This window comes from Kitasatospora sp. NPDC001547 (assembly GCF_042894165.1).
Lineage (GTDB): Bacteria > Actinomycetota > Actinomycetes > Streptomycetales > Streptomycetaceae > Kitasatospora.
Window position 1 is genome coordinate 107,209 of the sequence record NZ_JBIAVL010000002.1, and the last position, 15,514, is coordinate 122,722.

Consider the following 15,514-nt stretch of genomic DNA (forward strand, 5'->3'; position numbering starts at 1 on the left):
CGACCCCGGCCGCGCGCCGGGGCGCCCCAAGCCGCCGAGCCGGAAGAACACCGTGACCGTCACCGACCACAGCCAGCAGCTCATCACCGTCGCCGCGCAGGCGGCGGCCGACAAGCTCGCGCACAACATCATCGCCTTCGACGTCAGCGAGGTGCTGTCGATCACCGACGCCTTCCTGATCGCCTCCGCGAACAACGACCGCCAGGTCCGCTCGATCGCCGAGGAGATCGAGGACCAGCTGCGCGAGCAGCTGGACATCAAGCCGGTGCGCCGCGAGGGCGAGCGCGAGGGCCGCTGGATCCTGCTCGACTACCTGGACATCGTCGTGCACGTCCAGCACTCCGAGGAGCGCTCCTTCTACTCGCTGGACCGGCTCTGGAAGGACTGCCCCGAGCTGCCGCTGCCCGAGGACGCCCTGGCCTCGCGCAACCGTCCGGACGCCCACACCGACGAGGCCGGCAACGCCCTCGCCCCCGCCGACGACTTCGGCAAGCCCGAGGACCTGCACTGAGCCGGGGTGCGCGCGGCCCGCGCATCGTCTTCTGGCGGCACGGCCAGACCGCCTGGAACCTCGAATCGCGTTTCCAGGGCACCACGGACATCGAGCTGACCGGCCAGGGTGTCCTGCAGGCCCAGCGGGCGGCCCGGCTGCTCTCCGGCCTCCGTCCCGACCTGCTGATCTCCTCGGACCTCCAGCGCGCCCGGCGCACCGCCGCGGAGCTGGCCGCGGTCACCGGGCTGGACGTGCAGCACCACGAGGGACTGCGGGAGACCTTCGCGGGCTCCTGGCAGGGCCTGACCAACGCCGAGATCCGGGAGCGCTTCCCGGAGGAGTACGAGGCCTGGTCGGCCGGCGAGCCGGTCCGGCGCGGCGGTGGCGGCGAGCTGGCCACCGAGGTCGCCGACCGCTCGGTGCCGGTGGTCCTGGAGGCCGTAGGCAAGCTCCCGGAGAACGGCACGCTGGTGGTGGTCAGCCACGGCGGGACGATCCGCACCATGCTCGGGCGGCTGCTCGACCTGGAACCGCCCCAGTGGGAGCGCTTCGGCGGGCTGTCCAACTGCTGCTGGTCGGTGCTCGGCCTGGGGGCGCGCGGCTGGCGCCTGCTGGAGCACAACGCGGGCACGCTCCCGCAGCCGGTCATCGGCGACGACACCTGAGCGGTCCCGGCGCGGGCGGCACCGGGTGAAGGCTCCCGGGCGGCACCGGGGGATGACTCCGGGGCCGGTCCCGGCGCCGGTCCGGCGGGCCTCCCGGGGCGCTCGGCGGGCGCTCGGCGGGGCCGTCGGCCGGGGTTCGGCGGGGCCGCCGACCGGGGCCGAGGGAGCGGATTTCGCAGTTCCGGCCCTGACCAGCTAGAGTCTTCCTCGTTCGCAGGGAAGGAACGCGGCCCGGAAGGGAAGCGGGAGATCCGGTGAGTGCGGGGCTATAGCTCAGTTGGTAGAGCGCTTGCATGGCATGCAAGAGGTCTGGGGTTCAATTCCCCATAGCTCCACTCCGCATCGGCGGTCGTGGTCAGCCAGGGTCGCCCGTGTCGCGGGGCTATAGCTCAGTTGGTAGAGCGCTTGCATGGCATGCAAGAGGTCTGGGGTTCAATTCCCCATAGCTCCACAGTGTTTCGGAAGGCCGTCACCCCAGGGTGGCGGCCTTCCGGCGTTCCGGGCCGCGCGCCTCAGGCCTCGCAGACGTGGGACCAGCCGCCGGGCGGCAGCGAGTCGAGCAGCTCGACCCGGGCCCGGTCCTCCGGCGAGGCCGGCACGTACACCACGATGTAGCACTCGGCGACGCCCGGCATCGTCAGATAGGTCGCGTTCAGCCGCAGCACCCCGACCTCGGGGTGGCGGAACACCCGCAGCCAGGTCTCCGGCGGCGCGACCTCCTGGCGCTCCCAGAACTCCCGGAACAGCTCGCTGCCCGCCGACATCCGCTGCACGTGCTCCTCCCAGGCCGGCTCGCCCACGTGCCTGCCGTACGCGGAGCGCAGCACCGCCACCATCCGCGGCAGGGTCTCCTCCCGGTTCTCGCACGGATTGCAACACGGCGGGGCGGTCAGCATGCACCAGAGGCTGTTGAACACCACCCCGCGGGACGGGCGCATCCGGTCGGTGCCGAACATCGCGCGGTACGGGCCGTTGAAGCCCAGCACGTCGAACCGGGTGTTGGAGACCGCCGCCGGCAGCGGGGCCAGCGAGTCCAGGATCACCTGGATCGACGGCGACAGCTCCGGCGCGGCCGGCAGCGCCCGCGCCGAGACGGACACCCCGGCCAGCCGGAACAGGTGCCGGCGCTCGGTGCCGTCCAGCCGCAGCGCCCGGGCCACCGCCAGCAGCACCTGCTCGCTCGCGTTGATCGGCCGCCCCTGTTCGAGCCAGGTGTACCAGGTGACCCCGACCCCGGCGAGCTGCGCGACCTCCTCGCGCCGCAGCCCCGGCGTACGGCGGCGCAGCCCCGGCGGCAGCCCGACGTCCTCGGGGGTGACCCGCGCCCGGCAGGCCTTCAGGAAGCGGGCCAGCTCGGTGCGGCGGCGGTCGCGCCCGCCGGTCGCGGTGGGCAGTTCCTCCAGGACGGTCATGGCCCCATCGTGCCGCAGCCCGGCCCACCGATACAGGTGCTGCCAGTACCAGGATCGGCAGGCTCTAACCACCAGTACCGGCGCGGCCCGAGGCTGGCTGCCATGACGGACCTTCAGATCCGGCCCGACGCGGCCGGACGCACCACCGGGGCCCCGGCGATCCGGCCCGGGCTGCTCCTCGCGCTCGTCCTGGGCGGGCAGTTCATGGCCGTGCTCGACCTCTCCATCGTCAACGTCGCGGTCCCCACCATCCGCACCGACCTGGGCGCCTCCGGCGCCGCCCTCCAACTGGTCATCGCCGGGTACACCATCGCCTACGCCGTGCTGCTCATCACCGGGGCCAGGCTCGGCGCCCGGTACGGCTACAGCCGGCTCTTCCAGCTCGGCCTGGCCGTCTTCACCGCCGCCTCGCTGGCCTGCGGCCTCGCCCCGGCGACCGGCTGGCTGATCGCCTTCCGGCTGCTCCAGGGGGCCGGTTCGGCCCTGATGGTGCCCCAGGTGATGAGCCTGCTCCAGCGCACCTTCACCGGCGCCGCCCGCACCCGGGCGCTCGGCCTCTACTCGGCGGTGCTGGCCGGCGGCATGGCGCTCGGCCAGGTGCTCGGCGGCGTCCTGGTCAGCGCCGACCTGTTCGGCAGCGGCTGGCGGCCGGTGTTCCTGGTCAACGTGCCGATCGGGGTGCTGCTGCTGGCGGCCGGCGCCCGGCTGCTGCCCCGGCTGCCCGGCGACGCCACCCGGGGCTTCGACGTCCCCGGCCTGGTGGTGCTCGGCGCGGCCCTCGGCCTGCTGGTGGTCCCGCTCGTCCTCGGCCACGAGCTGGGCTGGCCCCTCTGGGGCTGGGTGATGATCGCGGCCGGCGTGCTGCTGTTCGGCGTGTTCGTGGCCGTCGAGCGCCGGGTCGCCCGGCGCGGCGGACAGCCGCTGATCTCCGGGCGGGTGCTGCGCGCCCCCGGGCTGCGGCCCGCGGCCGCCGGACTGTTCGCGATCATGGCGGCCTTCGCGGGCTTCATGTTCGCCTTCGCCCTGCACCAGCAGTCCGGGCTCGGCCACACCGCGCTGGAGGCCGGGCTCTGCTCGGCGCCCGTCGCCGTCGGCTTCGGCCTGTCCAGCCTGCACTGGCACCGGCTGCCCGGCCGGCTGCACCGGGCCCTGCCGGCCCTCGCCGGGGCGCTGCTGGGCGGCGGCTACCTGCTGCTCGGGCTGATGCTCGGCGGCGGGGCGGGGATCGGCGCCGGGCCGCTGGTGGAGATGGCCGGGCTCGGCCTGGCCGCCGGCTGCGCGTACTCGCCGCTGTTCGCCCGGGCGCTCGCGGGGGTGGCGCCCGAGGACGCGGCCGACGCCAGCGGCGTGATGGTGACGGTCATCCAGCTCGGCCAGGTGATCGGGGTCGCGGTGCTGGGCTCGGTGTTCCTGGGCCAGGTCGACCTGCCGGCGCCGGCCGCGGCGTCGGGGGCGGCGCTGTGGACCACCCTGCTGGTCGACGCCGCGGCGGTGCTGGTCGCGGCGGGCTTCGCGGCGCGCGGCGCGGTAGCGGGGAGGGTCCGGTAGCGGACGTGGTGCGGTAGCGGAGGTGGTGCGGGGAGGCGGCCTTGGGGGGTGTTGCGAGGCGCGTGTGCGGCTGCGCGCCCCGGGCGTGAGGCGTACGCCCGGGGCGCGGGTCGGCGGGGCTCCGGGGGCGGGGGCGGCGGGGGCTCCCGGGGCGTGTGGTGCGGACCTCGGGAAACGGATTTCTGGAGCACGCCCCGGACCGTGTAAAGTAGTCGATGTCGCCGAGGGAAACGGCCGGAAACAACCGGGAACCACGGTGACATCGCAGGTCAAGGGGCTATAGCTCAGTTGGTAGAGCGCTTGCATGGCATGCAAGAGGTCTGGGGTTCAATTCCCCATAGCTCCACAGCAGTCGAGAGCCGCCTCCCGGAAACGGGAGGCGGCTCTTCGCCGTTCTGCCCGCGCCACCGGTCGGCGGGCCCGGAATCCCGCTACCGTCGTGCCATGGCCGATCTGGAGCGAAGGCGGAACGAGGAACTGGCCCGGATACTCCACCAGCTCGGCTGGAGTCCGGAACGGCTCGCCCGCGAGGTGAGCCTCGCCCTGCCGCCGGGCCTCGCCATCAGCTCCACCGCCCCGTACAAGTGGCGCGACCGCGGCATGGTGCCGCGCAGCCCGCACGACCAGGCCGTCTGCGAGGTGCTCAGCCGCACCCTCGGCATCGCCGTCACCTACGAACAGCTCTGGGGCCGGATGGGCGGCCACCGCGGCGCCAAGATCCTCTCGCCCCGGCTGCTCACCGACCCGTGGACCGCCGACACCGCCCAGACCGCGCTGCGCGAGGCCGCCACCGACGCCGGACCGGTCCGCCTCACCGACCTGTTCCGCAGCGCCGACCTCGACCAGGCCGCCGCCCGCCTCGACTCCCCGCCACCGCCCGTCGGCGGCGGCGAGGGCGCGCTGCGCGTCGAACCCGGGCTGGTCGGCGAACTCGGCCTGTCCTACCGCAGCAAGCAGAAGCTCGAACGGGCCTGCGGCGGCGGCCTCGTCCTCGGCCCCGTCCGGGCCGAACTCGCCATGCTGGCCAAGCTGCTGGAACTCGGCGCGTACGACGAACGGCTCGGCCGCGAGCTGTACGGCACGGCCAGCAGACTCGCCCGGCTGGCCGGCTGGGCCGCGTACGACCTCGGCCACGACGCGGCCGCCCAGCGCGCCTTCGTCGCCGCGCTGCGCGCCGCCCACGTCGGCGGCGACCCCCGGCTCGGGGTCGCCGTGCTCGGCGCGCTGGTCGTGCTCGCCACCCAGGGCCCCGGCGGACGCGGGCTGGAGGCCGTCTCCGCGCTCGCCACCGCCCTGGACACCCACGGCGCCGCGCTCAGCCCCACCGCCCGGGCCCGCCAGTACGGCCGGCTCGCCCGCGCGTACGGCCGCCGGGGCGAGGCCGAGCGGGCCGAGGCCGCCGCCGCCCGGGCCTTCGCCGAGCTGGACGGCCTGCCCGGCGCCGAGGAGGCCCGGGCCGCCCTCGCCGGGATGGTGGGGGAGGGACGGCTGGCGCTCGGCCAGCACCGGCTGGCCAAGGTGCTGCTCGCCGAGGCCGTGGCCGGGCTCGGGCCGGGGCGGGCCCGCTCCAAGGCGCTGCTGATGGTGCGCCTCGCCGAGGCCCACCGCAGGCTCGGCGACCAGCGGGAGGCGGCCCGCACCGCTGCGCTGGCGCGCTCGCTGGCGGCGGGGATGCAGTCCGAGCGGCTGGCGAAGGCGCTGCGGGAGTTCGACGCGGCGGGGCGGGCGGCCGCGCGGTGACCCGGCGTGCGGGTGGGGGTGGGGGTGGGGGCGGGGGTGCGGGGTCGTCGGCCGGGCGGTGCACCCGGGAGCGCGTCGACCCGCTTGCGGTACCCTGAGCCCATGCGAACCGTGCGCCTGCTCCTTAGCCGGCCGCGCTGACCAGGACCGGCTGAGCCCTCGGGCGGTGCCGGAGTCGGCGTGGCGTCCCCTCCTGCGAGGGGATTTTTTGTTTTCCGCCCCCGACCCCGTACCGGGCCGGGTCCTCCGGGCCGGCCGCCTGTGCGGTTCGCCAACTGACATCGATGGAGCTTGAAGGACCATGAGCGAGACGACCCCTGCGTCCGGCGCGGCCGAGACCGTGACCGAGCCGTTCCGGTACAGCGCCGCGCTGGCGGCCGAGATCGAGTCCCGCTGGCAGGACATCTGGGAGAAGGAGGGCACCTTCCACGCCCCCAACCCCACCGGTGCGCTGGCCGACCCGGCGGCCGGCGACGTCGCCGCGAAGCCGCACAGCTTCATCATGGACATGTTCCCGTACCCCTCGGGCGCGGGTCTGCACGTCGGCCACCCGCTGGGCTACATCGCCACCGACGTCTTCGCCCGCTACCAGCGGATGACCGGCCACAACGTGCTGCACACGCTGGGCTACGACGCCTTCGGCCTGCCCGCCGAGCAGTACGCGGTGCAGACCGGCACCCACCCGCGGGTCTCCACCGAGGCCAACATCGCCAACATGCGCCAGCAGCTGCGCCGGCTGGGCCTGGGCCACGACCCGCGCCGCTCGATCTCCACGATCGACCCGGACTACTACCGCTGGACCCAGTGGATCTTCCTGCAGATCTTCAACTCCTGGTACGACGCGGACGCCCGCAAGGCCCGTCCGATCACCGAGCTGGTCGCCGAGTTCGAGTCCGGCGCGCGTGAGCTGCCGGGCGGGCGCGCCTGGGCCGAGCTGTCCGTCGCCGAGCGCGACGAGGTGCTGGGCGAGTACCGCCTGGCCTACGCCAAGGAGGTGCCGGTCAACTGGTGCCCGGGCCTGGGCACCGTACTGGCCAACGAGGAGGTCACCGCGGACGGCCGCTCCGAGCGCGGCAACTTCCCGGTGTTCAAGTCCAACCTGCGCCAGTGGATGATGCGCATCACCGCGTACTCGGACCGGCTGATCGAGGACCTGGACCTGCTGGACTGGCCCGAGGCCATCAAGCTGCAGCAGCGCAACTGGATCGGGCGCTCCGAGGGCGCCCGGGTCGACTTCGCCGCTCCCGGCGACCAGAAGATCACCGTCTTCACCACCCGGCCCGACACCCTGTTCGGCGCCACCTACATGGTGCTGGCCCCCGAGCACGGCCTGGTCGACTCGATCGTCCCCGCCGCCTGGCCCGCGGACGTGCCCGCCGAGTGGACCGGCGGCGCCGCCACCCCCGCCGAGGCCGTCGCCGCCTACCGCGCCGCGGCCGCCGCCAAGTCGGACGTCGAGCGGCAGGTCGAGGCCAAGGTCAAGACCGGTGTCTTCACCGGCGCCTACGCCGTCAACCCGGTCAGCGGTGCGTCCGTCCCGGTGTTCATCGCCGACTACGTGCTGATGGGCTACGGCACCGGCGCCATCATGGCCGTCCCCGCCCACGACCACCGCGACTTCGCCTTCGCCCGCGCCTTCGCGCTGCCGATGCGCTGCGTCGTCGAGCCGACCGACGGCCGCGGCACCGACCCGGCCGAGTGGGACGACGCGTTCGACACCTACGACTCCGTCATCGTCGACTCCGCCCGCGCCGAGGGCGACCTGTCGCTGGACGGCCTGAGCGTCGTCGACGCCAAGGCCGCCGCCACCGCCTGGCTGGCCGAGCGCGGCATCGGCGAGGGCACCGTCAACTACCGTCTGCGCGACTGGCTGTTCAGCCGCCAGCGGTACTGGGGCGAGCCCTTCCCGATCGTCTACGACGAGGACGGCGTCATGCACGCGCTGCCCGAGTCGATGCTGCCCGTCGAGGTCCCCGAGGTCGACGACTACTCGCCGCGCACCTACGACGCGTACGACGCCGCCTCCTCGCCGGAGACCCCGCTGTCGCGCAACGAGGCCTGGGTCAACGTCGAGCTGGACCTGGGCGACGGCGTCAGGAAGTACCGCCGCGAGACCAACACCATGCCCAACTGGGCCGGTTCCTGCTGGTACGAGCTGCGCTACGTCGACCCGTCGAACACCGCGAAGGTCGTCGACCCGGCCAACGAGAAGTACTGGCTGGGCCCGACGGAGACCAAGCCGGCCGGTGGCGCCGACCTGTACGTCGGCGGCGCCGAGCACGCCGTGCTGCACCTGCTGTACGCGCGCTTCTGGCACAAGGTGCTGCACGACCTGGGCCACGTCTCGTCCGTCGAGCCGTTCCACAAGCTGTTCAACCAGGGCATGATCACCGCCGACGTCTACCGCGACGAGCGCGGCTTCCCGGTGCCCGCCGCCGAGGTCGAGGAGCGCGACGGCCAGTACTCCTGGCAGGGCGAGCCGGTCAAGCGCGAGGCCGGGAAGATGGGCAAGTCCCTGAAGAACGCCGTCGCGCCGGACGACATCGCCGACGAGTACGGCGCCGACACGCTGCGCCTGTACGAGATGTCGATGGGCCCGCTGGACGTCTCCCGTCCGTGGGACACCCGCGCCGTCGTCGGCTCGTACCGCTTCCTGCAGCGCCTGTGGCGCAACATCGTCTCGGAGACCACCGGCGAGCTGGTCGTCACCGAGGAGGAGCCGGACGACGCGACGCTGCGCGCCCTGCACAAGGCGATCGACGGCATCCGCGGCGACATGGCCGGGCTGCGCTTCAACACGGCCGTCGCCAAGGCCATCGAGCTGAACAACTACCTGGTCAAGCGCGGCTCCACGCCGCGGACGGTGGCCGAGCAGCTGGTGCTGATGGTCGCTCCGCTGGCCCCGCACGTCGCCGAGGAGCTGTGGCGCCGCCTGGGCCACGGCGAGTCGCTGGCGCACGCCGACTACCCGGTCGCCGACCCGGCGTACGTGGTGGACGAGACGGTGACCTGCGTGGTCCAGATCAAGGGCAAGGTCAAGGCGCGGCTGGAGGTCGCGCCGGGCATCTCGGACGCCGAGCTGGAGGCGCTGGCGCTGGCGGAGCCGGCCGTCGTGGCGGCGATCGGCGGGGCCGAGGTGCGGAAGGTGATCGCGCGGGCGCCGAAGCTGGTGAACATCGTCACCGGCTGAGTGCCGTCGTGAGGCTGCGGCGGCTGTAGCCGATGTTGCCGTGGTCGCTGTTGCCGCTGTTGCTTCGGCAGTTTTCGGGCGGGCGTCCTTCGGGGCGCCCGCCCGGCGTTTGCGGGGGGCCTCCGACTGGCGTTTGCGGGGCGGGCGCTCGGCGTTTGCGGGGCGGGCGCTCGGCGGTTTCGGGGTGCTCGCCCGGCGGTTTCGGGGTGCTCGCCCGGCGGTTTCGCGGTCGTCGGGGGCCCTCGGGGAGATCCCGGATCTGACCCTGATCTCCGTCCGCCGGGGCCTCTCGGGCTGCCCCCCGGCGGGTCCCGGCGGCTACCGTGGAAACCTCGGCGATGCGGCCCGCGTTGGGCCCGGTGAGGGCCGGAACGACGGCGGAAGGTGGCGCGCGATGGACGTGTTCGGCGTGATGATCGGCCTGGTCCTGCTCTTCGGGGTCGCGGTGATGGTGCTGGCCGTGGTCGGCACGGTCAAGGCCGCCAGGGCCGTCGGGGCGAAGATCGAGAAGCACGAGGCCAACGCCCGGCGCGCCGTGGAGAACGCCACGCTCAAGGCGAAGACGTACACCAAGGTCGGCCCGCCCGCCCAGATCGCCTCCGTCCGGCTGGGCCTGCGGACCTCGCTCGACGGCACCCGGCAGGTGCTGGAGAGCGGCCTCGCCCAGGACGGCCAGCTCGGCGAGGCGCTCGCCCTGCTCAACCGGCTCGACGCGCACGCCGCCGAGCTCGACGGCGAGCTGCGGACGCTGGAGCGCGAGCCGGACACGGCGCGGATCGCCGCCAAGCTGCCGGAGCTGCGCGAGCGGGCTGAGCGGATCACGCACTCGGCGGAGACCATGCGCTGGGCGGCGCAGGACCGGATGCACCGGTTCGCGGACGACGAACTGAGCCGGCTGAGCCAGGAGTGCGAGAGCGAGGCGGGGGCCCTGCGGCACTGGGATGTCGCGGGGGGCGGGGCGTCTTCGGGGGCGTCGGCTCCGTCGGCTCCGTCGGCTTCGTCTGCGGCCGGGGCGTCGGGCTCGGGTTCCGGCGGTTCCGCGGGTGCGGCGCGGGCCGGGCTGACCGACGGGAAGGGGCGCCCGAGTGCTGAGGAGCTGCTCGGGCTCGCCGATCCGCTGGCCAAGCTGGCGCAGCGGCTGCGCAAGCCCTCGGCCGGGCCGTCCGCGGGCTGAGCCGGCGGTGCGTCGCGGCGCCCCCGGCCGGTGCCCGGACCGGGCGCTGTCCTCCCGGACCGGCGGGGAGTAACCTCCGGCTCATGCCCTCCGACCTCGCGCTCGTCACCGATTCCACGGCCTATCTGCCGCAGGAGACCCTCGACCGGCACGGGATCACGGTGGTCCCGCTGAGCATCGCGGTCGGTGACTCGGTGCTGAGCGAGGGCGTCGAGATCTCCCCGAAGGACGTCGCCGAGGCGCTGCGCGGCAAACAGCGGGTGACCACCTCCCGGCCGAACCCGGAGACCTTCGCCGCCACCTACCGGGCGGCCGCCGAGGCCGGGGCGAAGGGCATCGTCTCCGTGCACATCTCGGGCGAGCTGTCCGGCACCGTCGAGGCCGCCCGGCTGGCCGCCGCCGAGGCGCCCGTACCCGTGCGGGTGGTGGACAGCCGACTGGTCGGAATGGCCCTCGGGTACGGGGTGGTGGCGGCGGCCGAGGCGATCGCGGCCGGGCAGGGCCTGGCCGAGGCGGCCGGGGCGGCCGACCGACGGGCGGCCCGGAGCAGCGGTTTCTTCTACGTCGACACCCTGGAGCACCTGCGCCGGGGCGGCCGGATCGGGGCGGCGCGGGCACTGCTCGGCTCGGCCCTGGCGGTCAAGCCGCTGCTGCACCTGGACGGCGGGCGGATCGAGCCGCTGGAGAAGGTGCGGACGGCGTCGCGGGCGATCGCGCGGCTGGAGGAGATCGCGGTCGAGCGGTCGGGGGAGCAGGAGGTCGACATCACCGTGCACCACCTGGCCGCCGAGGACCGGGCCGAACCGCTCGCGGAACGGCTGCGGGCCCGGGTGCCGGGGCTGCGGGAGCTGTACGTGGGCGAGGTGGGGGCGGTGATCGGCGCGCACGTCGGTCCGGGGCTGCTCGCGGTGGTGGTCGCGCCGCGCTGAGGCGGTCGGTCGGTGGTGCCGGTCGGTCAGGCTGATCGGCGAGTGGTCAATTTCGGACGGTCCTGATCACTCCCGTGAGTGACACTTTTTATCCACAACCCCTGGGTTATCCACAGGGTTTGGTTATTCTCCGCGCGCTCGCCGGAGGACTCCTACCGTCCTCGGCATGACGACCTTGGGCCTGGGCGCGGCGAAGCGCCATGCGATCAACGAGACGGTACGGCTGCGGATGGCCGCGCTGCTGCCGGCGGCGGGGGACGAGCCGGAGGGCGGCTCGGGCGGTGGTTCGGCCGGTGGTTCGGCCGGTGGTGCGGGTGGCGGTTCACCGGGGGCGGCCCCGCCGGCGGCGGGGGAGCGGGCGGTGGCTGCCACCGGGCCTCCGTCGCTGCAGCCATCGCTGTCGCTGTCGCCGTCGCCGTCGCCGTCGCCGTCGGCGGTTGGCGTGCCGGTGCCGTCGGATGCGGATGTTGCGGCGGACCCGGCGGAGGCGGGGGCGCGCCCGCGGTTCTCCCCGTTCTCCCCGTTTCCCTCGTACGCCTCGGCGCTGGCGCTCGACCGGCGTGCGGTGGCCGGGCTGGCCATCCTGCTGCTGTTCGCGGTCGGCTACGCCGTGCAGCACTTCTGGCTGGCCCGGCCGCAGACGGTCGCCGTGCCCGCGCTGGCGGCGGTCGCGGCACCGTCGGGGGCCGAACCGTCCGTCCCCGCCGACGCCGCTGCCGTCGACTCCAGAGCCGGACCCGGCACCGCTGCCGAGGCCGCCGGCGGTGCCGTGGCGGGCGTCGTGGTGGACATCGGAGGGCGGGTCCACGTCCCCGGCCTGCACACCCTGCCCGCCGGCTCCCGGGTCGCCGACGCCCTACGGGCGGCAGGCGGTCCACTGCCGGATACGGACACCAGGAACCTCAACCTGGCCCGCGTCCTGGTGGACGGCGAGCAGATCCTGGTCGGCGAACAGACGCCCGTGCCCGCCCAGGGCGTCGGAAGCGGAAGCGGGAGCGGGAGCGGACCTCCGGGCCCCGCCGCGCCCCGACCGCCCGTCAGCCTCAACCGCGCCACGCTCGAACAGCTCGACACCCTCCCCGGCGTCGGCCCCACCCTCGCCCAGCGCATCCTCGCCTACCGCGCCTCGCACGGCTCCTTCCGCACCCTCGACCAGCTCCGGCAGGTCAGCGGCATCGGCGCCCGCACGTACGCGGAACTCCGTCCGCTGCTCACGCTCTGACGCCGCGACGCCCGTCGGCTCTGCCCGGTCCCCTCTCCTGCGTTCCCTGTCCGCTTCCCCGCCCGTTTCCCCGTCCGTCTCTCCGTCCGTTTCCCCGGCCACCGAAGGGAGGTGCCCCCATGTCCGTCGCCGCCGCGCCGGTGGGTCCGGCCGCTGCACCCCGCTCTCCGGGAGCCGACTTCCGGCTGTTGCTGCCGGCCGTCTCGGCGTGGGCGGTCACGGCGGCGCTGCTGCGCCTGGAGCCGGGGTACGAGGCCCTCGTCCTCGCCGCGGCGGGCCTTGCCGTGCTCACGGGCGTCCTGCTGCTCACCAAGCCGGGGGTGCTGCGCCGGCGCGGGCCCACGGCGACGCTGGCCGCAGTCCTGCTCACCGGCGCGGCGGCCGCGATCGCCACCCCGCTGCACACCGCCGACCTCCACCGGGGGCCGCTGCCGGAACTCGCCCGTGCGTCCGTGGCCGCCGAGCCGCGGGCGCCGTCCCCGGTGGTGGAGGTGGAGCTGACCGTCGCGGGGGACCCGAAGACCCACACCTCCCGGGGCGGCCCCACGGGCGGGCAGACGCTCCTCACCGTCGACGCGGTGGCCGACCGCGTCACCCTGGTCCCGGCCGGGCCGACCACCCGCACGCGCACGCCGGTGACCGTCATGGTCCGCGGTGCGGAGGGCGGGCCCTGGCAACGACTGCTCCCGTCCCAGCGGCTGGCGGTGGAGGCCGAGGTGCAGCCGGCGGGGGAGGGCCACGACACCGAGTCCGCCGCGCTGCTGGTCGTCCACGGGCCGCTCCGGCAGCTGGCGCCGCCGAGCCTGCCGCAGCGGATCGCCGGCCGGTTGCGCGAAGGCCTGCGCTCGGCCACCGACGGACTGCCGGCGGACTCGCGCGGGCTGCTCCCGGGGCTGGTCGTCGGCGACACCTCGCGGCTGCCCGACGACCTCGAAGACGCCTTCCGGGCCACCGACCTGGTCCACCTGGTGGCGGTCAGCGGGGCCAACCTGGCGATCCTCCTCGGCGCGCTGCTGGGCGCGCCCGGGCAGGCCGGCACTCCGGAGCGGCGCGGGCTGGCCGCGGTGCTGGGGCTGTCGCTGCGCACCGGCGCCCTGTTCGGCACGGCGCTGACGCTGGCCTTCGTCACCGTCTGCCGGCCCGAACCCAGCGTGCTGCGGGCGGCCGGGACAGGGCTGATCGGCATGCTGGCCCTGGCCACCGGCCGTCCCCGCCGGGCGGTGCCCGCGCTCGCCGGGGCGGTCCTGGTCCTGGTCCTGCTGGACCCGTTCCTGGCGCGCTCGTTCGGCTTCCTGCTCTCGGTGCTCGCCACCGCCGGGCTGCTGATCCTCGGACCGCACTGGGCCGAGGCCCTGCGGGCCCGCCGCTGGCCCCACCACCTGGCGGGCGCGCTCGCGGCGACGGCGGCCGCTCAGGCGCTGTGCGCGCCGGTGACGGTGGTGCTGTCCGGGCACATCAGCCTGGTCGGCATCCCCTGCAACCTGCTGGCCGAGCTGGCGGTGGCCCCGGCGACGCTGCTCGGATTCGGAGTTCTCGTCCTGCAGCCGCTCCTCCCGGTCCTGGCCCGTCTGCTCGCGGAACCGGCCGGGGTGCCGGTCGGCTGGCTCGCCCTGGTGGCGCGCCGCGGCGCCGAACTGCCGGGCGGCCAACTGTCCTGGCCGGGAGGGTGGTTCGGGACGGTGACAGTCGCACTGGCCGTCCTGGGAGCCTGCTGGGCGGCACCACTCCTGCTGCCCCGACGGCCGGCGCCGGGGAGCCCGGCGCCCGCTCGCCGGCGCTGGGTGCGAGCCCTGGCGGCCGGAGCGCTGACGGCGGTCCTGCTGGCCGTGCTGCTGCGCCCGCCGCAGCTCACCCGGATCGCCACCGGCTGGCCGCCGCCGGGGTGGCGGCTGGTGATGTGCGACGTCGGGCAGGGCGACATGCTGGCCCTCGCGACGGGGACGCCGGGCAGTGCGGTGGTGATCGACACCGGCCCGGATCCGAACGCCGCGGACAGGTGCCTGCGCGACCTCGGCATCACGACGGTCCCCTTACTGCTGCTGACGCACTTCCACGCCGACCACGTCGAGGGCGTGCCGGGGGTGCTGCGGGGCCGCAGGGTCGGCGCGGTCGAAGGCACCACGCTGGACGACCCACCCGGCGAGGCGGCCCGGGTGGCGGGCTGGGCGGCAGGTGCCGGCCTCCCGCTGCTGAGAGCCGGTCGGGGCGAACGGCGCTCGGCCGGCGCGGAGTTGGCCTGGGACGTGGTGTGGCCCGTCCCCGGCGCGACTGCCGAGGCGCCGGGGCCGAACAACGCAAGCGTCGCATTGATGGTGTCACTGACAGGAGGACTACGGATGGCACTGCTCGGAGATCTCGAACCGCAGGCCCAGTCGGCCCTGTTGGGCCGGGTCGGGAGGGCGGACGTCGTGAAGGTGGCGCACCACGGATCGGCCCACCAGGACTGGGACCTGGCCGGCGTCCTGCGGCCCCGACTGGCCCTGATCTCCTGCGGAGAGGGCAACGCGTACGGCCACCCGTCCCCGAGGACGGTCGACCACCTGCGCGCGCTCGGCGCCACCGTGCTGCGCACCGACCGGGAGGGAGACATCGCGGTGACGGGTGATTCCCCGGCCACCCTGGGCGTGGCCGTCCACCCCCAGCCCGCGCACAGTGCCCACCGCCCCCGTAGCCACGGCGGGCCCGGAGGGTCCGGCGCCCACGCCTCCGTAGCCCACGCCCACCCCGAGCGGACGTCCTCCGCCCCGCGAGCCCCGCCCGCGTAACCCCCGCGCTCGCCTCCTCCCATTAACCAGGTGGGGCATGGGAAGGGTGAAGGGGGTTGTGGGAGGAGGTGCGGCGCAAAGCTGGCAGAAACGTTCCGGCGCGCTCCGGGCTCAGCCCGGAGCGCGCCGGTGAAAAGAACGCAAGCCCGGGGACAAAGGGCACCCCGCAGCGAGGCGCCGCAGGAATCGCAAGTAGCCGCAAGGCAGTTGTGGCGCGCTCCGGGCAGGCCCGGAGCGCGCCACAGAAAAGCCTCACCTCCTGGCCAGGCGGCGGCCGGGGTTTCGGGCGGACGGTCCGCGGGCCGGAGGGTGGCCGTGCCCGGTATGTCGGGGATGTGTGGGCCCCTTCGGGGTTCAGCAACGCACGATCATGAAC

The 15,514-nt window shown here is 74.7% G+C and carries 10 protein-coding genes and 3 tRNA genes; 12 read left to right on the plus strand and 1 reads right to left on the minus strand.

Translation table 11 applies throughout. The features are described 5' to 3' along the window. The first annotated feature begins 52 nt into the window (after positions 1–52). The 4 genes from rsfS (at position 53) to ACFY0X_RS03265 (ending at position 1,609) form a co-directional block, all read left to right on the plus strand. The gene (gene rsfS, locus ACFY0X_RS03250) at positions 53–511 is read left to right on the plus strand and encodes a ribosome silencing factor (protein WP_387748248.1); all 459 of its coding nucleotides are present in this window, start codon (positions 53–55) and stop codon (positions 509–511) included. Next, a complete protein-coding gene (locus ACFY0X_RS03255) occupies positions 508–1,158 on the plus strand; it encodes a histidine phosphatase family protein (protein WP_387749248.1) in 651 nt (216 codons plus the stop codon). Before rsfS ends, ACFY0X_RS03255 begins: the two co-directional genes overlap by 4 nt. Positions 1,159–1,420: 262 nt before the next feature. After that, positions 1,421–1,493, plus strand: a tRNA-Ala gene (locus tag ACFY0X_RS03260). A gap of 43 nt (positions 1,494–1,536) precedes the next feature. Continuing rightward, positions 1,537–1,609: transfer RNA gene (locus ACFY0X_RS03265), tRNA-Ala, on the plus strand. A gap of 61 nt (positions 1,610–1,670) precedes the next feature. Here ACFY0X_RS03265 and ACFY0X_RS03270 read toward each other — a convergent pair. Continuing rightward, complete coding sequence (locus ACFY0X_RS03270; RefSeq protein ID WP_387748250.1) at positions 1,671–2,570, minus strand: helix-turn-helix transcriptional regulator; 900 nt, start codon at positions 2,568–2,570, stop codon at positions 1,671–1,673. A 102-nt stretch (positions 2,571–2,672) separates the two neighbouring features. Here ACFY0X_RS03270 and ACFY0X_RS03275 point away from each other — a divergent pair, with 102 nt between their 5' ends. The 8 genes from ACFY0X_RS03275 (at position 2,673) to ACFY0X_RS03310 (ending at position 15,138) form a co-directional block, all read left to right on the plus strand. Continuing rightward, complete coding sequence (locus ACFY0X_RS03275) at positions 2,673–4,118, plus strand: MFS transporter (RefSeq protein WP_387748252.1); 1,446 nt, start codon at positions 2,673–2,675, stop codon at positions 4,116–4,118. 273 nt (positions 4,119–4,391) lie between these two features. After that, positions 4,392–4,464: transfer RNA gene (locus ACFY0X_RS03280), tRNA-Ala, on the plus strand. A gap of 98 nt (positions 4,465–4,562) precedes the next feature. Continuing rightward, positions 4,563–5,858, plus strand: coding sequence for a hypothetical protein (locus ACFY0X_RS03285; protein WP_387748254.1), 1,296 nt, complete (start codon positions 4,563–4,565; stop codon positions 5,856–5,858). 301 nt (positions 5,859–6,159) lie between these two features. Continuing rightward, positions 6,160–9,048, plus strand: a complete 2,889-nt coding sequence (gene leuS, locus ACFY0X_RS03290) for a leucine--tRNA ligase (protein WP_387748256.1) — start codon at positions 6,160–6,162, stop codon at positions 9,046–9,048. 394 nt (positions 9,049–9,442) lie between these two features. Then, complete coding sequence (locus tag ACFY0X_RS03295; RefSeq protein ID WP_387748258.1) at positions 9,443–10,222, plus strand: hypothetical protein; 780 nt, start codon at positions 9,443–9,445, stop codon at positions 10,220–10,222. Positions 10,223–10,305: 83 nt separating this feature from the next. Continuing rightward, positions 10,306–11,151, plus strand: a complete 846-nt coding sequence (locus ACFY0X_RS03300; RefSeq protein WP_387748260.1) for a DegV family protein — start codon at positions 10,306–10,308, stop codon at positions 11,149–11,151. Between the two features lie 166 nt (positions 11,152–11,317). Then, positions 11,318–12,373, plus strand: a complete 1,056-nt coding sequence (locus ACFY0X_RS03305) for a helix-hairpin-helix domain-containing protein (protein ID WP_387748262.1) — start codon at positions 11,318–11,320, stop codon at positions 12,371–12,373. Between the two features lie 119 nt (positions 12,374–12,492). Then, complete coding sequence (locus tag ACFY0X_RS03310; RefSeq protein ID WP_387748264.1) at positions 12,493–15,138, plus strand: ComEC/Rec2 family competence protein; 2,646 nt, start codon at positions 12,493–12,495, stop codon at positions 15,136–15,138. Positions 15,139–15,514 lie beyond the last annotated feature (376 nt).